This window comes from Streptomyces sp. NPDC002144 (assembly GCF_053593695.1).
The window spans coordinates 149,467-169,140 of sequence record NZ_JBSFDB010000021.1 but is presented as its reverse complement, the minus strand read 5'-3'; the positions used below and the strand labels follow the sequence as shown (position 1 = coordinate 169,140).

General features: G+C 69.1%; 15 protein-coding genes and 1 pseudogene. 14 read left to right on the top strand and 2 right to left on the bottom strand.

Going from position 1 to position 19,674, the window contains the following annotated elements; translation table 11 throughout:
• Positions 1–345 precede the first annotated feature (345 nt).
• The 3 genes and pseudogenes from ACWCQ1_RS29190 to ACWCQ1_RS29180 all read left to right on the top strand — a co-directional run bounded on the left by ACWCQ1_RS29190 (position 346) and on the right by ACWCQ1_RS29180 (position 2,351).
• Complete coding sequence (locus ACWCQ1_RS29190; RefSeq protein WP_358599472.1) at positions 346–747, top strand: SRPBCC family protein; 402 nt, start codon at positions 346–348, stop codon at positions 745–747.
• A 107-nt stretch (positions 748–854) separates the two neighbouring features.
• A pseudogene (locus ACWCQ1_RS29185) lies at positions 855–968 on the top strand (IS5/IS1182 family transposase); the annotation flags it as partial.
• 261 nt (positions 969–1,229) lie between these two features.
• Positions 1,230–2,351, top strand: a complete 1,122-nt coding sequence (locus tag ACWCQ1_RS29180; protein WP_451027721.1) for a PP2C family protein-serine/threonine phosphatase — start codon at positions 1,230–1,232, stop codon at positions 2,349–2,351.
• Between the two features lie 30 nt (positions 2,352–2,381).
• Here ACWCQ1_RS29180 and ACWCQ1_RS29175 read toward each other — a convergent pair whose 3' ends face one another.
• Positions 2,382–3,059 carry an HdeD family acid-resistance protein gene (locus ACWCQ1_RS29175; protein WP_133042429.1) on the bottom strand — a complete coding sequence of 226 codons (678 nt, stop codon included), beginning with the start codon at positions 3,057–3,059 and terminating at the stop codon, positions 2,382–2,384.
• A gap of 286 nt (positions 3,060–3,345) precedes the next feature.
• Here ACWCQ1_RS29175 and ACWCQ1_RS29170 point away from each other — a divergent pair, with 286 nt between their 5' ends.
• Together ACWCQ1_RS29170 and ACWCQ1_RS29165 are read left to right on the top strand one after the other, a co-directional pair.
• On the top strand, positions 3,346–4,554 hold the full coding sequence (locus ACWCQ1_RS29170) for a hypothetical protein (RefSeq protein ID WP_451027720.1): 1,209 nt from the start codon (positions 3,346–3,348) through the stop codon (positions 4,552–4,554).
• A gap of 154 nt (positions 4,555–4,708) precedes the next feature.
• Entirely contained in the window at positions 4,709–5,956 is a 1,248-nt protein-coding gene (locus tag ACWCQ1_RS29165; protein ID WP_451027719.1) for an MFS transporter, read from the top strand.
• A 614-nt stretch (positions 5,957–6,570) separates the two neighbouring features.
• Here the strand turns inward: ACWCQ1_RS29165 and ACWCQ1_RS29160 are convergent.
• Positions 6,571–7,320 carry a hypothetical protein gene (locus ACWCQ1_RS29160; protein ID WP_451027718.1) on the bottom strand — a complete coding sequence of 250 codons (750 nt, stop codon included), beginning with the start codon at positions 7,318–7,320 and terminating at the stop codon, positions 6,571–6,573.
• Positions 7,321–7,581: 261 nt separating this feature from the next.
• Here ACWCQ1_RS29160 and ACWCQ1_RS29155 point away from each other — a divergent pair, with 261 nt between their 5' ends.
• From ACWCQ1_RS29155 to ACWCQ1_RS29115, 9 genes are all read left to right on the top strand, one after another.
• The gene (locus ACWCQ1_RS29155) at positions 7,582–8,895 is read left to right on the top strand and encodes an ABC transporter substrate-binding protein (protein WP_358599454.1); all 1,314 of its coding nucleotides are present in this window, start codon (positions 7,582–7,584) and stop codon (positions 8,893–8,895) included.
• Between the two features lie 102 nt (positions 8,896–8,997).
• Positions 8,998–11,025 carry a branched-chain amino acid ABC transporter permease gene (locus tag ACWCQ1_RS29150; RefSeq protein ID WP_451027717.1) on the top strand — a complete coding sequence of 676 codons (2,028 nt, stop codon included), beginning with the start codon at positions 8,998–9,000 and terminating at the stop codon, positions 11,023–11,025.
• Entirely contained in the window at positions 11,022–11,837 is an 816-nt protein-coding gene (locus ACWCQ1_RS29145; protein WP_451027716.1) for an ABC transporter ATP-binding protein, read from the top strand. Before ACWCQ1_RS29150 ends, ACWCQ1_RS29145 begins: the two co-directional genes overlap by 4 nt.
• A gap of 331 nt (positions 11,838–12,168) precedes the next feature.
• Entirely contained in the window at positions 12,169–12,882 is a 714-nt protein-coding gene (locus tag ACWCQ1_RS29140) for an ABC transporter ATP-binding protein (RefSeq protein ID WP_133042434.1), read from the top strand.
• 126 nt (positions 12,883–13,008) lie between these two features.
• Positions 13,009–13,863, top strand: coding sequence for an alpha/beta hydrolase (locus tag ACWCQ1_RS29135; protein ID WP_358599445.1), 855 nt, complete (start codon positions 13,009–13,011; stop codon positions 13,861–13,863).
• Between the two features lie 250 nt (positions 13,864–14,113).
• Complete coding sequence (locus tag ACWCQ1_RS29130; protein WP_451027715.1) at positions 14,114–14,494, top strand: spore-associated protein; 381 nt, start codon at positions 14,114–14,116, stop codon at positions 14,492–14,494.
• 815 nt (positions 14,495–15,309) lie between these two features.
• On the top strand, positions 15,310–16,653 hold the full coding sequence (locus ACWCQ1_RS29125) for an alpha/beta fold hydrolase (RefSeq protein ID WP_451027714.1): 1,344 nt from the start codon (positions 15,310–15,312) through the stop codon (positions 16,651–16,653).
• A 15-nt stretch (positions 16,654–16,668) separates the two neighbouring features.
• Positions 16,669–18,258 (top strand): alpha/beta fold hydrolase, encoded by a 1,590-nt coding sequence (locus ACWCQ1_RS29120; protein WP_358599691.1) that lies wholly within the window; start codon positions 16,669–16,671, stop codon positions 18,256–18,258.
• Positions 18,259–18,434: 176 nt separating this feature from the next.
• Positions 18,435–19,277, top strand: a complete 843-nt coding sequence (locus ACWCQ1_RS29115) for a DUF6461 domain-containing protein (protein WP_451027713.1) — start codon at positions 18,435–18,437, stop codon at positions 19,275–19,277.
• Positions 19,278–19,674 lie beyond the last annotated feature (397 nt).

Sequence of the window (19,674 nt, the reverse complement as noted above, 5' to 3'; positions counted from 1 at the left end):
TATGGAGGAACGCTGCCCGCAGGCGTGCTGACTGATGGGTTCGCGCGCGAGTTGATCGAGCTGGGTCAGGTAGTTCTCGACGGACACGGCCTGTACCTGTGGTTCCTTTTCAGTCCTTGAGCCGCTTGATCGTCCGCCCGGTCCCGCAGGGCCGCCGTATTGATCGCATGGCAATGCGCCAGGAACCTGCTGGTGCGTGGCTTCGCACGGAGGTGCATCCTGAGAGGTGGAGCGTGCTGCGTCGGCGGGGCGAGCCAGGCAGCCCAGCAGATGCGCACCGAAGGCTGCCGCCAGAGACGGCCTTCTCGGACCAGGGAGCAGGTCATGCCATCCCTACACTTCCACGTGAACTCCTCGATGAGCCCAGCCGAGGTCATGGCAGTGTTGACGAATTTCAGCCCCTCCCGCGTCGAGGAGTGGCCCTCCATCGATGCCGAGCACTTCCAGGTCCACGAGCGGGGAGATATGTGGGCGGAGGTGACCGAGGGAAACGACAAGTCGTGGGAACGCGCCCGCTACGAATGGGACCCGTCGAAGAACACGGTCACCGTCACCACGCATGACTCGGTACCTTTCGGCTCGGGCGGCTGGCAGTTTCACATGACGCCCACGGACAACGGCACCCGCATAGACGTCAGACTTGAACGGCACCCCACCTCGTTCACCTCAAAGGTGAAGTCTTCGATCATTCCGCTGGCTGGGCCGGTATTCCGCAAGTCCTTCAAGGAACCCCTGCACACCACCTAGCCACACCGCCGTTGCGCCAGAAAGGCGTACTTGCTGAGGAGTTCGGCACCGTGTCCCGGACGCCGGTGCACAGGTTCGCCCTTGCACCGATCGCAGTCCAGAGCGTGCAGCTCCCGCCGCTGTTCGGCATCTCGAAGTGGGCGGCCGGTCGCATCATCCAGCACCTCGGTCCGCCGCTCGTGCTCCAGCCACGCAGCCGTTTTCGCGAGGACGCCGCGCTCCATTCGGTCAACGATGCGCGCGCCTTGGCTGCGACCGTTTCAACCTCGCCAGGCCGACCGCTGCCCCGGCGAGATGGCCCAGGAACCGCCGCATGGCGCCGGTGCCGGCCCTTCAGCAGGTCCTGACGGCAGCAGCCCCGTTCTCCCCGCCGCCCTCGAGGCTTCCTGAAATGTAATGCGAGGCGATCATTGCGGTCTCGCACGGTGATGATTCGCGGAGTGGCGCATACTCGGATGGGCGGGTGGTGGAAGGCTTGAAGCATGGGCTTTCGGCAGCGGCTGGATTTCAAGCGTTTCTGGCGGCCGGGTCACGTCCCCGTGCTGGTCGTGATCCCCCTTGCGTTGATCGTCACCGTGTGTGTGGTGGATGTGCTGGCCCCGCCGGACATCCATCTTGGTCCGCTGCTCGTCGCGGCGCCCGCCATCACGGTGGCTTTCGCCGGTGCACGGGTGACCGCGCTGATGGGTGCCCTGGCAGTGCTGGCGCAGGTGCTGATCGGTCTGCTCAGGGGGGTCGTGACCACCGCCAACGTTCAGGCCCAGATCGCTGCTCTGGTCGTTGTCTCCGTCGTGTGTGTCGCTGTGTGCGTGGTGCGGGATCGACGTGAGCGGCAGTTGCATCGGGTGCAATCGGTGGCCGAGGCGGCGCAGAGTGTGCTCTTGCGGCCACTGCCCGCGCAGACGGGTGCGCTCCAGATCGCCGGCCTGTACCTGCCCGCCGAGGAGGAAGCCGATCTGGGTGGGGACCTGTACGCGGTCGCGCGAACCGCCGAGTGCAGTACTCGGCTGCTGATCGGTGATGTGCGCGGTAACGGCCTGGCCGCGATCAACAACGCAGCGCTGCTGCTCGGCGCATTCCGTGCGGCCGCTCATCGGCAGGCCACCCTTCCCCGTCTCGCCATCCACCTGGACGCCGCCTTGCGCTGGGACACCAGTCAGTGGCGGCTCCCGTCGGAGCCGGACACCAATGAGGACTTCGCCACCGCCATACTGCTCGACATCCCCGACCACGATCCGGTAGTCCACCTGATCACGTGCGGCCACCCGCCGCCGTTGCTGTTGCGCGGAGACCGCCTCACCCCGCTGGTGGCCGAGGCGAGCCATCTGCCGATCGGGCTCGGCGGTGTCTTCGGCCTTGATGCCTACGACGTGCAGACGTTCTCGTTCGACGTCGGCGACCTGCTACTGCTGTACACCGACGGTGTCATCGAAGCCCGCAACGCCAAGGGGGTTTTCTATCCCCTCACCGAACGGGCGCCGCAGTGGGCCAAGGAGGACCCCGACGAACTGCTGCGCCTCCTCCAGGACGACCTGCTGGCGCACGTCCATGACCACCTCAATGACGACGCGGCGGTGGTCGCGATCCGTCGTCTGACAACCTGACGTCGGTGTGCCGCAGGAAGCCGTTGCGTGTCAGTGCTGGGGATGCGGCTGAGAGCGGAAGAGAGGCCGTCGCTCGGCGGCGGTACCGGGAGCGAGGCGGCCGACTTCGATGCGCATCCGGATCGCGTGGAACACCTCGACCACTCCGAGCACGATGGCCATGATGCCCACGGTCAGGGTGAGTGCGGCGATCGAGGCGAACGGCGCGACGATGAGCGCGATGCCTGCCAGCATGCCGATGATTCCGGAGAACAGCATCCAGCCTCGCGCGGGCATGGCCGGGGCGGAGGCCGCCGTGGCCGTCACCATGATGCCCCGCACCAGCCAGCCGAAGCCGATCCACAGGGCGAGCAGCAGAATCGACTCCATCGCACCCCTGAAGCAGATCAGCCCCAGCAGGATGGAGAGCGCACCCGTGATGAAGTGCAGGGCCCGAAGATGTCCCGGAACGTGTGTGCCGAAGGCGGCGGCCAACTGGAACGCACCCGTGACCAACAGGTAGACGCCGAACAGCACACCGACGACCCGGAGCGTCTCGCCCGGCCACGCGAGGAAGACGACCCCCAGGGCGATGGCGGCCAGGCCCGTGACGAGCAGGATCTGCCAGCCCATGTTCGCCAACGCGCCGAAGCGTTCGATGCCGGAGTCGTCCTGTGGTTCTTTGCCGAACTGGGTACCGCTGAGCGACGGATCGGAGGGTGATGTCATGACGCACTCTCCTCCCAAGAACAAATGGGTCGGACCGGTCCCTCCATCCTCCTCCGCTCAGCGCCGTGCCGCCCGGCAAAGACGAAGATCTCTGCCTACCCGCTGCTCACCTGCTGGCTGAACGTCCTGCGGGACAGGATCGCCCTGGGCTTCGTACACGCACTTGTACTCCAGCATCATCCGCAGGTGCGGCGAACGTCCCCATCTTTCATGAAGTAAGAGATTTTCCATCAGTGGAACCTTGCCTCCGGCCACTCCCTCCTGCTGGGCAGAGAAGGAGGGCGAAATGGGCGACAGCCTCACGACGGCGAGCGACACGCTCACCCGGCGGTACGTACCGAGGCTCCGTCAACCGTCTCGGCAGTGGCGGCATCGTCCCGAGCCGAGGAATGCGCTGCCCGCCCTGGCCTTGTTCGCCTCCCTACGGCTCGCCGGTGTGATCCTTGCGGCCCTGTGGTCGCTGCACCTGGGCAAGCACCCGCGTACTGTACTCGGCCTGGAATGGGACGGCCACTGGTACAGGCACATCTCCCAGTACGGCTACGGCATGATCACCCACTCCCCCGGAGGCCACAAGGTCTACAACGACCTCGCGTTCTTCCCTCTCTTCCCGGGCCTGATCCACGCAGTGAGCACGGTGCTGCCGATCGGCCCGATCAACGCGGCGCTGCTCATCGCGTGGAGTGCCGCTCTGGTCGCGGCCTGGGGTGTGTACGCGGTGGGCGAGCTGCTGCACAGCCGACGCGTCGGCATCATCCTCGTCGCACTGTGGGCGCTGCAGCCGCACGCGATCATCCTGACGATGGCGTACACCGAGCCCCTCATGACGGCCTTCGCCGCCTGGGCGCTGTATGCGGTACTGACTCGCCGCTGGCCGGCCGCGGGGATGCTGGCGGTGCTGGCCGGCTTGTGCCGTCCCAACGGCATCGCCGTGGCGGCCGCCGTCGTCATCGGAGCCGTCGCTCATCTCTGGCAGCTGCGCCGCGCCGGTGAGCCCACCGTTCCACGCGCCTGGGCGGCCGCCGCCCTGGCTCCCCTCGGATGGCTCGGCTACATCGGCTGGGTGGGCCTTCGCACCCACAGCCCTCTCGGCTACCTGCGGGTGCAGAGCCTGTGGGGCTCACGGTTCGACTTCGGCCACTACACCGCCCACATGATCAAGCACCTGATCATCGGGCACGACACCCTGGTCGCCTACGTGACCGCCGCGATCGTCCTCGGCTCACTGCTGCTCTTTGTCTTCTGCGTCGTGAACAGGATGCCCGCGCCCCTGCTCGCGTACTGCGCGGCACTCGTCGTGATCACCGTCGGCGGTACCCACTTCTTCACGAGCAAGCCGCGGTTCCTTCTGCCTGCCTTCCCCCTGCTGCTCCCGCTCGCCCTCCATCTGGCGCGCAGCCGCCTGCGCACTCTCGTGATCCTGCTCGCCGCAATGGCCGGCGTCTCACTCTTCTACGGCATCTACCTGATCACCGTCTCCCCCGCGACGCTGTGACGCGTGCATTGCAGGCCAGATCAGCAACTACCGCCGTCCCAGCCGCCATCTCCCGACCCGTAGCCTTCCTCAAGGTGTGCAGCGGGCAGCCGCACTCATCCTGCGGTCGAAAAACACGTTGACGGGTGCGCCGCCCAACTCGACGATCGGGCGCATGTCTGCCGCCCTGGCGCCTCTGCGTCACCGCCCGTTCCGTCACCTCTTCACCGGTACGACGGCGAACCTGCTCGGCAACGGAGTGGCACCGATCGCCCTGGCCTTCGCCGTGCTCGACGCCACCGGCTCGGTCGGCTCGCTCGGACTGGTGGTCGGCGCCCGCTCCCTCACCGGCATTCTCTTCCTGCTGTACGGCGGGGTGTTGGCGGATCGCCTCCCGCGCGGCCCGCTGCTGGTCGGCACCAGCCTGGTCAGCGCCTCGAGCCAAGCGCTGACCGCCGCCCTGATCCTCGCGCACAGTGCGGCCATCCCCCAGCTCATGCTGCTCGCCGCGGTCAACGGGGCGTCCAGTTCCTGCTACCAGCCCGCCGCCCAGGCCCTGCTGCCCCAGACCGTCCCGACCGAGTCCCGCCGCGCCGCCCTCGCGCTCTCCCGGATCGCGGGCAATACCGCGACCATCGCGGGCGCCTCCCTGGGCGGCGTACTGGTCGCCGCGGTCGGACCCGGCTGGGGCCTTGCCCTCGACGCCCTCAGCTTCGCGCTCGCCGCCGCGTCCTTCACGCTGGTCCGCGTCCCGGCCGCGCCGCCCGCGCCCAGCCCCGGTGTGATTCATGAACTGCGTGTTGGCTGGCGGGAGTTCACCTCTCGCAGCTGGGTGTGGGTGATCGTGGTTGCCTTCTGCTTCCTCAACGCCGGTCTGACCGCCTCGTTCACCGTCCTTGGCCCGGCCGTCGCCGACACCACCCCGATCGGCCGGACCGGGTGGGGCCTGGCCCTCGCCGCATCCTCCCTCGGCGCGGTCGCCGGTGGCGTACTGGCGCTGAGATGGCGGCCCCGGCGCGCGATCCTGGTCGGCTGCGCGCTGATGGGGCTGACAGCGACGACCCCGCTGCTGCTGGTGCTCGCCCCGCACACCTGGCCGCTGGTCGTGGCCAACTTCGTGGCGGGCGTGGGCGTCGAACAGGCCGGCGTCGCCTGGTACTCGACCCTCAACGAGCAGATCCCCGAGGACCGCCTTGCCCGCGTCTACGCCTACGACGACCTCGGCTCCTACCTCGCGCTTCCGCTCGCCCAGTTCGCCGCCGGCCCCGCCGTACTCCTCCTCGGCCTCCATGCCACGCTGTTCGCGGCCGCCGCGCTCATCCTCCTGGCGACCCTCACCATGGTCGCCACCCCCTCCATCCGCGCACTGGCCCCGAATTCTGCACAACCGCTGCCCGTCTCCGAAGATCCGGTGCCTGGCTGAGCTCGACACGCAGGCGGATGCCGGATGAACGGCCATGCCGATGTGTGGCCTCATCGTCGAGCGGGACCCGGGCGTCTCGAAGCAGTCGTGGTTGAGGTCGCCCCCGCACCTCGTCGTCGATGCGACGAGCGACGGATCCGACTGGGTGGTCACCGCAGAAGGCGCTGTCCGCCTGGCGATGGCTGCGGCGAAGCACGGCTGCCGTCCGGTCCATGTATCCAGCGACGGTGTACTCCGGCGCTCGCGCGCGTCTGCCAGGACGCGGAGAGGCGGACGTCCGCGCGCGCTGCTGGACACGCTGCGGTCCACCATCACCGGCTCGCACGAAGCGGCCGCACTCGCCGATTCGAGCCGCCTGGACCGGTACCGCCTCCGGCGCACCGAGACCGAGGCGGGAGCCATGGCACCGCGCCGGGCCGGCCGCCCTGACCGAACAACGGCGCCATCGCTGCCGCCCTTCATGTCGAACTCGCCTGTTCCTCGGCGACCAGCCCCGAGCTCTCAGGCAGGCCGACGGCCGCCGCCGATCTCGTGCACGCGGCCGGCGATTGCCGTCCGTGACAGCCAGGACCCCGGGCTGTCGGGCGATTACGCCAGCCGACGTGCGCAACCACCTACGCCGGTTCGGTGAACTGGTCGAACACCGTCACGGCGGCGCGGGTGGCGAGGGACCAGCGGTCCTGTCCTTCCGGGTCCTCCAGGTTGGGGTGTCCGGCGATCCAGCGCATGTGGAAGCCGTCGAGCAGGGCGGCGATGGTGGTGGCGAGGTGTTCGACCTTGTAGGGCGCGCGCATGCGCAGCCCGTAGGCGTCCAGCAGCGCCTGGTACGCCTCACAGGCGACCTCGGTGAAGGACTCGCCGTAGTGCCCCAGGGCGTCGCGGACGCGTGGGTTGGCGGCGCTGGCGTAGAAGCCCAGCAGCACGCGGTAGACCGGGTCCACTCGATGGTTCTCGTGGTTGTCCGTCAGGACGTCGTTGAGAGCCTCCTGCCAGGTCGTGCCGCTGTCGACCGCCTCCTTGAAACGGCGGATGCTCTCCGGCAGCCCCGGGACCAGTTCGGCCTGTCGGCTGGTGAGGTGGAAGAGGAGATCTGCCTGGAAGTCGGCTTGGGCGGGCCAGATCTGGTAGATGGATCCGGTCGTGATCGCCGGTGCCGTGTCGTCGCCCAGCCTCTCCCGCATGATGCGGGTGGCTTCCTCGGTGACCCGCTTGACGCGGATGTGCGCAAGGGCTGCGGAGACAGCCTCCTCGCTCGTGTCATTGGCGCCGGCGCAGACGAGTTTGGTGGCCGCTTCCAGCATGAGGGCCCGGGTCTCTTCGGGTGAGCGCCGAGGGAGCCTGCGTCTCACGGCGTGCTCCGTCATGTCCTTCCCCTCCCATTGCATAATCGTTAATTCGGTGTGAACCGGGGCGTTGACAGGGCGCCAGCGTACACCTAGATTCCCGATCCGTAAGAAAGTTACGAAACTCGAAAGCGCCGATCACCTGGCCTTTCGAAGTACCTCGGGCTGGACCGAGGCACCGGTCATCCCGGTGCGCCCTCCTGCCCTCCTCTGACTTCCGCACTCTCCCCGCATGCCGTGCCGGGCACCGCCCTGCCGTTTTCCGATCCTGGAGGATCCCGCATGCCCGCAACCTCACGCCCCCTCAGACTCGGCCTCGTCTCCGCCGCCATGGCGCCCCTGCTGGGCGTCGCCGCATGCGGCGGATCGGGCACCAGCGCACCCTCGTCGTCCGCCGCCTCCGGAGGCGGCTCCTCCGCGACTGCGGACTCCCGCTCGGCGAGTGACGTCGTGACCGACTACCTCGGCTACGTCGGCGGAAAGGCGGGCAAGGCCGACGCCGCCCTCGCCCCGGTCACCCTGGGCTGGGTGAACGTCGAAGGCGGCCCCGGCGGCAACCCCGAAGCCACCCTCGGTGCCCGTGCCGCGGTGAAGTACGTCAACGACAGACTGGGCGGCATCGGCGGGCACCCGCTGAAGCTGAACGTCTGCACGGTGGTGTCCGCCGAGGAGGAGGGACAGAAGTGCGGCCAGCAACTGCTGGGCGACAAGGAGGTCTCCGCCATCGGCGTCGGCAATCTCTACCTCGGTGACGCCTCCTTCAACTCCGTGATCGCCGGGAAGAAGCCCGTGCTGGTCGGAGTGGCGACGGGCCCGACCATGCCCACCGCGAAGAACACCTTCAGCACGTTCGGCGACCTGCCGCACATCTTCGGCACCTGGGGCACGTACGCCCGTGACGTACTGAAGGCGAAGACCGCGGCGGTGATCCACACGAACACGCCCGGCGACAAGATCGCCTCCGGTGCGGCGGTGAAGGGCCTGGAAGCGGCCGGCCTGAAGGTGAAGTCCGTCGGATTCGACGCGCAGTCCACCGATCTGATCGGCCCGGTCACCGCGGCCGGGGCGAACACCGCGGACGTCGTGGTGCCCATCTCCATCGGTGGCGGATGCGTGGGAATCGCCAAGGCACTGAAGCAGCTCAATGTCACCAAACCGGTCGTCTCCACGCCGCTGTGCATGTCCCCCGATGTCGCCCAGGGGCTCGGAGGGGACCTGCCCACCTGGACGTACGGCGTCGCCCAGACGCTGCCGATGGACTCCTCGGCCGCCGACTCCCAGGCGTTCCTGAAAGCCTCAGTGCAGGCCGGGCTTGGCAAGGACAACCAGTCCAAGGTCTTCGCGCCGCTGGGCTGGAGCACGATCCTGACGTACGCGAAGGTGCTCAACACCATCGGCCCGGACAAGATCACCCCCGCGTCCGTGACCGAGCAGCTCAAGAAGTTCCCCGGGCCGGTCATCATGGGCGCCGCCGAGGTCAAGTGCGGCAAGTACCCGGACGCCCCCGCCGTCTGCAACGACCAGGCGAGGTTCTACCAGTACGAGGGCAAGGGCCAGTTCAAGCCCCTGACCGACTGGATCCGCCCGCCCCAGTGAGCCCCGCCCGCCCGCGCCGCCGCCGAGGCTGCACGCCCACCCAGGAAGCAGCCTCAGCAGCGCGGACCCGCGGACCTGCGGACTCATGACAGGAGTCATGAATTGGAACAGATCCTGCTCTTCGCCGTGCTCGGCCTCGGCCAGGGGGCACTGATCGCCGGCATCGCGCTCGGCGTGGTGGTCACCTATCGGGGCTCGGGCATCATCAACCTGTCCACCGGCGCCGTCGCCATGGCCTCGGCCTATGCCTTCTGGGCCCTGACCAACGGTTTCTTCGGGCCCACGCTGCCCGTCGGGCCCGCTCTCGCCGGCGCCCTCGCGGTCGCGCTCGCCGTCGGAGTGCTCACCGAGGTAGCGGTCTTCAAGCCACTGCGCACCGTCTCGCCCCTGGCCAAACTCGCGGCCTCCCTCGGCGTCCTGCTCACCCTGCAGGCCACCGTGCTCCTGGTCTTCGGGGTACAGCCGCAGCAGGCACCGAGCATCCTTCCGAACGGCACCGTCACCATGCTGGGCATCACCACACCCTCCGACCGCTTCGTCCTGGCCGGACTGGTCGTCGTGATCGCCCTGGTCCTCGCGGCCCTGTACCGCTGGAGCCGCTTCGGCCTGGCCACCCGCGCGGCCTCGGAGAACGAACAGGCCGCTCTGCTGGCGGGCCTGTCGCCCAACAGCGTCTCGATGGCCAACACACTCCTGGCCGCCCTGGTCGCCGGGCTGCTCGGTGTCCTGGCCGCGCCCATCGTGCAGGTCGACTCCGTGACGCTCCCCCTGCAGGTGGTCCCGGCCCTGGCCGCCGCCCTCTTCGCCGGGTTCACCTCGCTGTGGATCGCCTGCACCGCGGGCATCCTCATCGGAGTGCTCCAGTCGGTCGTCTACTACCTGTCCACGCAGAGCTGGTTCCCGACCGACAACGGCAACGCCATGCCCGGCCTCCAGCAGCTCCTCGTCTTCGCTCTGATGGTCGTCGCCCTGTACGTGCGGGGTGCCGGTCTGCCGCGCCGCGGTGAACTCGTCGAACAGCGGCTGCCCGCGGTGCCCCTGCCCGAGCGACTGCTGCGTCCCGCTCTGATATCCGCCGCGGTCGCCGCCGCCGCACTGGTGGTGCTCCCGTTCGACTTCCGCCAGGCACTCACGAACTCGATGATCGGCATGGTCATCGTCCTGTCGTACGTCGTGATCACCGGCTACGTCGGACAGATCTCCGTGATGCAGCTCGCGCTCTCCGGAACCGCGGGCTTCGTCCTCTCCCACCTCTCGGTCCGGTGGGGGATTCCGTTCCCGTTCTCCGCCCTCGGCGCGATGGTGCTGGCCACACTGCTCGGAGTGGCCGCGGGCGTCTCCGCCCTGCGGGTGCGGGGGGTAAGCCTGGCCGTCGTCACCCTGGCCGCGGCCCTGGCCATGGAACAGGCGCTGTTCAACAACACCTCGTTCGGCGGAACGGCCGGAGTGTCCGTACCCCCGCCGCGCCTGTTCGGGATCGACCTCGGTCCGAAAGCGGACTTCCGCGGCCTGGACGGCAACGAACCCAGCCCCATGTTCGGCTTCCTCGTCCTGGCCGTCACCGTCGCCCTCGGACTGTACGTCGCCCATCTCAGGCGCACCGGACTCGGCCGGCGGATGCTCGCCGTCCGCTCCAACGAGCGCGCCGCCGCGGCAGCCGGTGTCGACGTGCGGGCCGTGAAGATCGCCGCGTTCACGATCAGTTCCTTCATCGCCAGCGCCGCCGGCACCCTCTACGGCTACAACTTCGGCTCGGTCAGCGCCGCCCGGTTCACCGCCCTTGCCGCCCTCGGCCTGATCGGTTTCGCCTACATCGGCGGCATCACCATGGTGTCCGGAGCCGTGATCGCGGGGCTGATGTCCACCGAGGCGCTGCTGCCCCATGCGCTGGACAAGTGGTTCGGGATCAAGGGGACTTGGGCCCTGCTCTTCGGCGGCGTCTCCCTGATCGTGACGCTGATCGCCAACCCCGACGGCATCGCGGGCGCCGCCCACCGCCGGAGGACGGCGAAGCGGGCGAGACGCGCGGCAGCCACGACGGGACCACCGGCCGAGACCCCATCCGCCGTCGGCTCCCCGGAGATCCACCTCGGCCGCACCACTGCCGACGCCAAGGAGGTCGCACCGTGAACGTGCTCTCTGTCCAGCAGTTGGGCGTCAGCTACGGCGGCGTCCACGCGCTCAGCGATGTCTCCCTGGAGGTCGGCGAGGGCCAACTCGTGGGGCTCATCGGCCCCAACGGGGCCGGCAAGACCACCTTCGTGGACGCGGTCACCGGTCTCGTCGCCGCCCGAGGAAGGGTGGAACTGGACGGCAAGGACCTGACCGGACGGGCGCCCCACGTACGAGCCCGCCGAGGGCTCGCCCGCACCTTCCAGAGCAGCGAACTCTTCGAAGACCTCACGGTCGCGGAGAACCTCCAGGTCACGGCGGACCCTTCGACGTGGTGGACCACGCTCGGCGAGACCTTCGGCCGCCGCCCGTCCCCGAGCCCCGCTGTCCCGCAAGCCCTCGCGGCCCTGGGACTCGAGGACCTGGCCGACGCCTCGGCACACGAACTGTCCCAGGGCAGACGCAAACTCGTCGGTGTGGCACGGGCCTTGGCAGCCCACCCCCGCATCATCTGTCTCGACGAACCCGCGGCCGGCCTGGACACGACGGAGAGCGCCGAACTCGGACGCAGACTGCGCGCGGTCGCCGAGGCCGGCACCGCGATGCTCCTCATCGACCACGACATGAGCCTCGTGATGGGCATCTGCGACCACGTCGTCGTCCTGGAGTTCGGCAAGGTGATCGCCTCCGGGACACCGGCACAGGTCCGAACCGACCCCGCCGTCGTGACCGCCTACCTCGGGGCATCCGCCGTCCAGCCCGCCACCGCGTCCGGCACTTCGGCCGGTGGCTCCGCCGAGGCCCTCACCAGCACACCGGAGACACCTTGACTTCTCGCCCAGCTGAAGCAGGGAGATTCTTCCCTCGCGGGTTGAGCTTTCTGCTTCTCAGACAGCAGCTGCCCCGAACTAACGGCAAGGGACGTGGGTACGCCCAGCAGTCTTACGCCAGCTCCACAGACCTGACATCCCGCCAGCCCGGCGGTAGGCCCGGCCAGCTTGGTCATCGCCGACCGGACGCCACACAAACTACCACCTACCTGCGGGTGGTTGGCCATGAACGCCGATCCGCCCTGGCGGCGCATCGGCTTTCCCTGCCCTGCTCCGCAGGAGTCCGTTTCCTCCCCCGCCTGACGGCGGGGGTATCCACGGAGGAATCCCGATGAGCACCCCAGTCCTGAAGGTAGCCGGACTCACCGCCGGATACGACGGAGCCGCTGTCATCCGCGGGATCGACCTCGACGTGGGCGCGGGAGAGGTCGTCGCCCTCCTCGGAGCCAACGGAGCGGGGAAGACCACCACGCTCAAGACCGTCTCCGCGCTGCTGCGCCCCCTTGCCGGCACGATCACCTTCAACGGAACGGACCTCGGCAGGATCCCGGCGGCGACCCGCGCCCGCCTCGGCATCGCCCACGTTCCGGAAGGACGAGGCATCTTCTCCGGCCTCACGGTGGCGGAACACCTGCGCCTCGGTCACCGGGGCGAGCGCCTCGACCAGGCGGCCGCCCAGCGTTACTTCCCCGCCCTGTCCCGCCTCCAGGACCGCAAGGCAGGACTGCTCTCCGGCGGCGAGCAGCAGATGCTCGCCATGGGGCGAGCGCTGGCCCGCGGCCCCAGGCTGCTCCTGCTCGACGAGCTCAGCCTCGGCCTGGCACCCATCATCGTCGAGGAGTTGCTGCCCATCGTCAGGCGCTATGCCGACGACACCGGCTGCGGGGTGCTGCTCGTCGAACAGCACGTCGGCCTCGCCCTCGACATCGCCGACCGCGGCTACGTCCTCTCCCACGGCGAGATCACCGCGCACGCCTCGGCCCGGGAACTCCGGGCCGACCAGTCCCGGATCATCGCCGGCTACCTCGGCGAGCAGCACGCCTGAACCGGCCCGGCGGCCACAACCGCCTTACACCACGACCGCCGTGAGCCTGAACCGCTCGGGCCGGCCCACCCTCTCCAACTCGGCCGGACCCTCAGGGCTGCCCGCACACCCAAGACAAGGAACCCGATGTTCACCTTCGAAAGCGAAGACGGCGTCCAGATCCACGTGCACGAATGGACGCCGGAGACGCCCCCGCGAGCCGTCGTCCAGATCGCCCACGGCATGGGAGAGCACGCCGGCCGTTACGCCCCACTCGCGGCAGCACTGACCGCTCAGGGCTACGCCGTCTATGCCAACGATCACCGCGGACACGGACTGAGCAGGCACGCCGAGCCCGGTCACCTCGGGAACGACGGCTGGAACCGACTCGTCAGTGACATGGTCACCCTCTCAGAGGCCATCCGCGAGCAGCACCCCGGCCTGCCCCTGGTACTGCTCGGACACAGCCTCGGTTCCTTCGCCTCGCAGCAGTACGTCCTGGACCACGCCCACCTGATCGACGCACTCGCCCTCGCCGGTACCACTGCGGTCGACGTCATGCTCGCGGCACAGGCGCAGGAGGCCGCGGAGGGAGGAGACCCGTTGCTCGCGCTCAACGAGGCGTTCCAGCCCATCCGCACGCCGTTCGACTGGCTCAGCCGGGACGAAGCGGCCGTCGACGCCTACCTCGCCGATCCCATGTGCGGCTTCAGCCTCGACGCCCAGGGCATGGCTGACATCACCATCGCCTCGGCGTCACTTGCCCAGCCCAAGGGCATCCCGGCGGATCTGCCGATCTGCGTCCTGGTCGGGGATCACGACCCGCTGAACGCCGAACTCTCACGCAGCAACCTGCTCGTCGATCGCTACGGCGAGGCCGGCCTCATCGACGTGACCTATCTCAGTTATCCCGAAGCCCGGCACGAGTTGTTCCACGAGATCAACAGACAGGAGATCGTCAGCGACCTGCTGGCCTGGCTGAACCGCGTCCTCGCCCGCTGACCCCGGCGCTGGAGACAGGGCAGCAGGTCGCGGTCGAGGGTTTCGCAGACAACACGGGCCCTCAGCGGACGCCAAAGCGGATCACGGGTCACATCTCTTGCGTATGAGGCACAACCATGCCAATGCCTCATGGGTCATACGAGGTGAGAGCAAACAGCACCAAAGACCGCAAGGGGGAAATGTGTTAGCAAAACGCTCTGTCCTGGTCGCCTCCGCGTTAGCGGCCCTGTCGCTCGGGACCGTCACCGCCATGGCGGCACCGGCCTCCGCCGCGCCCAACACCACACCGCAGAAGGTCTGTGGGAGCGGCTACAAGACCGTGAATTCGGCACCCGTCGGCTCGCTGGGCACTGTCTACCTGACGTACAACTCCTCGAACGGCAAGAACTGCGTCACGACCATCCGCAACACCCCCGGTACCGCCGTCGACATGTCCGCGTGGATCTACGTCCCCGACACCGACCAGGGCGACGACGACTCCGGCCAGTACACGTCATACGCGGGACCGACCTACGTCTACGGCAAGGCACACTGCGTCAGCTGGGGCGGCAACATCAGCAACATCAACGTGCAGGTGAACAACTCCAACTGCAGCGCCCTGAAGGAGAGCCGGGTCACGTTCACCCGCTGACCGCCGTTCCCGTTCCCGCGCCGGGTCCTGCCATGACACGTTCCTGTGCAGCCGGTGAGAAACCGCGGAATTGCCGCGTCACACGCAACGAGCCGCAGCCGTGCGGGAATTGACAGTGGTCCGATTCGCCCTGGCAGCTCCGCAAGGACTCTGCCAGGGCGACACCAACGGTCCGCTGTGCGCAACGGCCCTGGGGAAGGGCTGCCGAGCACGCAGGCCGGCGACCGTCGCAGCGGCATACGTCCACGGCGTCACCACCCGACCGGTCGACGACCTGGTCCCAAAGCCCTCGGTGCGGACCGCGGCACTCCGAGTCGGAGGTCTCCCCGGATCTGCGGCGGACTCGACGCAGGACGACCGCGTTCAAGGACGCCACGAGCCCCCGAGTGGCGCACTCGAGTGGTGGACGTCTCCCTGCTCGCACAGGCTGGCCACGCATGCCCGCGCAGCCACGCGCCGACGGGCCAGACCACGTGTGCCGTCCCGTACGGGGCGGCCTCGCGACGTAAGAGAGACGGAATCACATGGCGGAAGCGGACATCGATCCGGGGTGCCTGCCGTCCGTACGGAGGAGCGGCGGAAGGACCGGACGACCATGGGTGCGCGGCCCGCACAGGCGCCACCCCAGAGGCGCGCGCACCGGGACGGCGCTCGCCGCAACCGGTCTGGCCCTCATGGGGCTGGCCGGCCCGGCCGCCGGCAGTGCCACATCAGTCCCCGTCCACAATCCTTCGCCAGGAACTCCGGCGCGGTTCGTACCCGGCCCCTGCCCGACCGCTCCCGAGCCGGTCTCCGGCCGGTGCGGATACCTCGAGGTGCCCGAGAACCGCGCCCGCCACGGCGGGCGGACCATCCGGCTGACCGTGGTCATCGTTCCGGCCACGTCGGCGAAGCCGGCCAAGGACCCGGTGGTGTTCATGGAGGGCGGTCCCGGGGGCGACGCGATCGGGGCGATTCCCTTCCTGATCGACTCCCAGGTGAACCGGGACCGCGATCTCATCGTCATGACCCAGCGCGGCGGGCTCCATTCGCAGCCGAACCTCGCCTGCCCGGAGATCGACCGGTTCTACGCGGGAGCCGTGGGGCGGCGCTATGACGCGCCGTCCACGGGGCGGCTCCTGGTGCGGGCGACGAAACAGTGCCGGGACCGTCTCACGGCCGCCGGGGTCGAGCTGAGCGCCTACAACACGACCGAGAACGCCGCAGACTTCGCCGACCTGCGCAGGGCGCTGGGTATCAGACAGTGGAACGTCTACGGGTACTCCTACGGCACCGATCTGGCCCTCACCTACCTGCGCCGGCAGCCTGCCGGGATCCGGTCGATGGCGATCGACTCGGTCGCGCCTCCGCAGATCGTGAGCCTGCCGTGGACCTGGGACAGCGCGGCGGAGGGGATCGACGCGATCTTCCGCGCCTGCGCGGCCCAGCCGCGCTGCAAGAGCCGCTACCCCGACGTCCGACACACCCTGACGGAGCAGGTGCGCCGACTGGAGGCGCACCCCCTGACGGTGATGGCCCAGCCGCCCGGCGGAGGAAGCCCGGTGAAGGTCGTCCTCGACGGGGGCGCGCTGGTGAACCTGCTGGTCGCCGACGGTGGCGCGCTGCCGGCCGTCGACGTCCCCGCCGCACTCGACGAACTCGCGCACGGCAATCCGCAGCGCTTCGCCCGGGCGCGTGCCGCCGGCGCGACACCCGCCGTCGGCGAGTTCGCCTACGGCCTGACGAACTCGGTGGCGTGCAGCGAGTGGGTGCCGGGATTCTCGCAGCGGGACGTGCTCCAGGCGGGGCGCCGGAACTTTCCCGGATGGCCCGACACGGTCCTGGCCCAGGCACCGCAACTCCCCTTCCAGTACGAGGTGTGCCGGGTCTGGAACGTTCCGGACCGCACCGCCGTCCAGCGGGTGACCACCGTCAGCAAGGTGCCCGCGCTTGTCGTCTCCGGGACGTTCGACGCGAAGACCGGGGCGAGCTGGGGGGCGTACGCGGCCCGTACCCTGTCGCGCTCGACCGTGGTGCGGATTCCCGGCGTCGGCCACTGGGTGGTCCCCCAGTCGTCCTGCGCGCAGCGCGTCCTGGCCTCCTTCCTGGCGCATCCGAGCACGCCCGACACCGGTTGTGTGGCGGGACTCGCGCCGAAACCGTTCACCATCACTCCCTGAACCGGAGACCGCATGATGTCCCCTCCTCCCTCCCCGTTCCGACGCACTGTGCGACGGCGCCCGGCCGCACTCGCCGGGGCGACGGCCGGCGTCCTCCTCACCGGCCTCGCCGTGGCCCCGGCCTCGGCCACCCCCGGGGCCGCGACACCGCTCGGCACGGCCGTCCGCACAGCGGGCCACGCCCGCTTCGTGCCCGGGCCCTGCCCGAGGACCGCGGACCCGATTCCCGCACTGAAGACGGCCCACTGCGGAACGCTCACCGTGCCCGAGAACCGGAACCGGCCCAGGGGCCGGAAGATCACCCTCGGAGTCGCGATCGTGCCGGCGGCCAAGCGCAGACCCGCCTCCGACCCGATCGTGTGGTTCGCCGGCGGCCCCGGCGACGACGCGGTCTCGGAGATCCCGATGGCGCTCAACGGCGGCCTGAACCGCGACCGGGACGTGATCTTCATGTCCCAGCGGGGCACCTACTCGGCCGACCCGGCACTCACCTGCCCGAACATCGACGAGTTCAACGCCAAGGCCGTCGGCCTCGTCTACAACGCGCCGTCCACCGGACGCCTGCACGTCGAGGCGACGCGGACATGCCGTGAACGATTGGTGCGCCGCGGAGCCGACCTCGGCGCCTACAACGGCACCGAGAGCTCCGCGGACTACGCCGACCTGCGCAAGGCGCTGGGCATCAGGCAGTGGAACGTCTTCGGCATCTCGTACGGCACCGACCTGGCCCTCCTCTATATGCGCCTGCACCCGCAGGGCATCCGGTCGGTCGGCATCGACGGCGTCCTGCCGCCGTCTCTGGCAGGCGGAGGCGTGACCTGGAAGGCGGCCCGAGAGGGCTTCGACGGCCTGTTCAAGGCCTGCGCCGACGAGCCCGCCTGCAACCGCCGCTACCCGCACCTCAAGGCCACCTTCGAACGCCTCGTCCTCAAGCTCGACGCACACCCGGTCACGACCACCGTCACCGTCCCGGGCCGGCCCGCCCCGGTGAAGGTCGTACTGGACGGCGCGGCCCTGGTCACCTGGCTGACCTCGGCCACCCACGTCGCGGCCGGAGTGCCCCGCTCCATCGACGAACTGGCCCACGGCCACCCGGAACGGATCGCCGAACAGTGGGCGGGCGGCAAGCTCAGCCCCCAGGCCATGGGCAGGGTTTCCTACGGGCTCGCCTACGGTGTCTTCTGCAGCGAATGGACGCCCTACGAGAGCCAGGCCGACGTGATCCGGGCCGGACGACGCGTGTTCCCGTCGTTCCCCCGCTCCTTGCTGGCCAACGCTCCGCAACTGCCCTTCCTGCACGCGGACTGCCGGGCCTGGGACATCCCCGCGGCGCCGCCCTCGATCCGGAACGTGACGCGCAGCGACATCCCGACCCTCGTGCTGTCGGGCGGGTTCGACGCTCAGACCGCGCCGAGCAACGGCGCGTACGTGGCCCGCACGCTGAGCCGCTCCACCGCCGTCACGATCCCCTACGTCGCCCATGTGACGTACGCCGAGTCACCGTGCGCGCAAACCATCACCGCCTCGTTCTTCGACACACCGACCGCGCCCACCACACGATGCCTCGCGAACGTCAAACCGCCCACCTTCGAGATCGGGACGTAAGTCCCGCTCCACACCGAGGTGATCGGGGTCCGAAAACGATCCAGGGCCGACCTCCGGAGGCGAAGCAACGGCGCGAGCGAACCTACCGACGCCCTCTTCGCACGCGGCCCCAGGTCCAGCTGTACAACCCGGCTGGCACCGGGTCGTTGTCATAGGCATCAGGCACACTGCGCGATATGAACCTGGTGACCGCGCACGACTACGCCTGGATCCGCACCTCGCCACTCTTCCGCCACATGATGGGGAGCGGATACACCCTGACATCGATACGAGGCAGGACCCCGCGCGAGGTCCTGCGCGCGATGGAGGCGGAGCCCGTCGGCACCGGAGCGGGAACGGCCGGGCTGCTCGAGGCGGACGACGCCCACCGCGCCGATGTGGGCTACGACTACTGGGACGAGTCCTACGTCGCGGGCGCCTTCAGCACTCGCGGCGAGATGGACGACTGGACACTCGTCCTCGGCTTCGACGGCGGCCTGGGCATCACCCACGCTTGCGTGGAGACGCTCTCGCGGGGCGGCCGAGTCGTGGCCCACTCGACCAACGGCGGCAAGCCCATCGATCTCTTCCACTGGTACGAGGACGGCGAGCTGCGTACGACGTTCGAGGTCCCCTCGGCGCGGGACGGCAACACCCCCGATGAACTGCTTCCCCTGCTACGGGAAGTCGGCTTCCCCCTGACCCCCGACGGAGAGCATGACGAGAGCGCCCCGGACGTCGACCGGAAAGCAGCGGTCCTCGCCCTGACCGAGAGACTCACCGGCATACGCATCACCGAGTCGCTTCTCCAGGACGCCGCGTACGAGCTGGGGCTCGTTCCCGAACAGCCCGCCGAGGAATGGACCGGAGTGGTGATCGACATCACCGATGCCCACGGGGAGCGCCTGCACAGGGAATGGACCTACGACGAGATCGCGACGGCGTCGGACCGCGCACGGGCGGAGGCGAACGCACCGGTCGTCATCACCTACGACGCACCGCCGACCATGGATCATTCGGAGCACGACGCAGGCGGATAGCGAGCGAACCCGCCGGGGGGCGCACCTACGCGCTCGTCGTCCTCCACAAGTGGGCGTTGTACCCGTAGTTCCCCGTTCCTGTGGGACACCGCCAGAACTGATCTCCTCCACAGACTGGGCACCCTCGCTCCCCACAGCCCAGTCCTGGCGCCCTTCGGGAAGCCGGTGCTTGCAGCCAATGACATCGCCGCGGTCGTCGCCTGGGGCACGGCATGCGCTCTCGCATGCGGCGAGCCTGTCGGAGGACGCCGTCTCCCGTTGGTCTGCGCTGCTCCTCCGCTGCAGCAGGCTTCGGCATCCCGGTGGGCCCGCGCCGTGGTGGAGTCACATCGTGATCATCGGCAGCGGGTACCAATCCCCTGCCGCGTAGCAATCGCCCGTCCCACTGCGCCTCCAT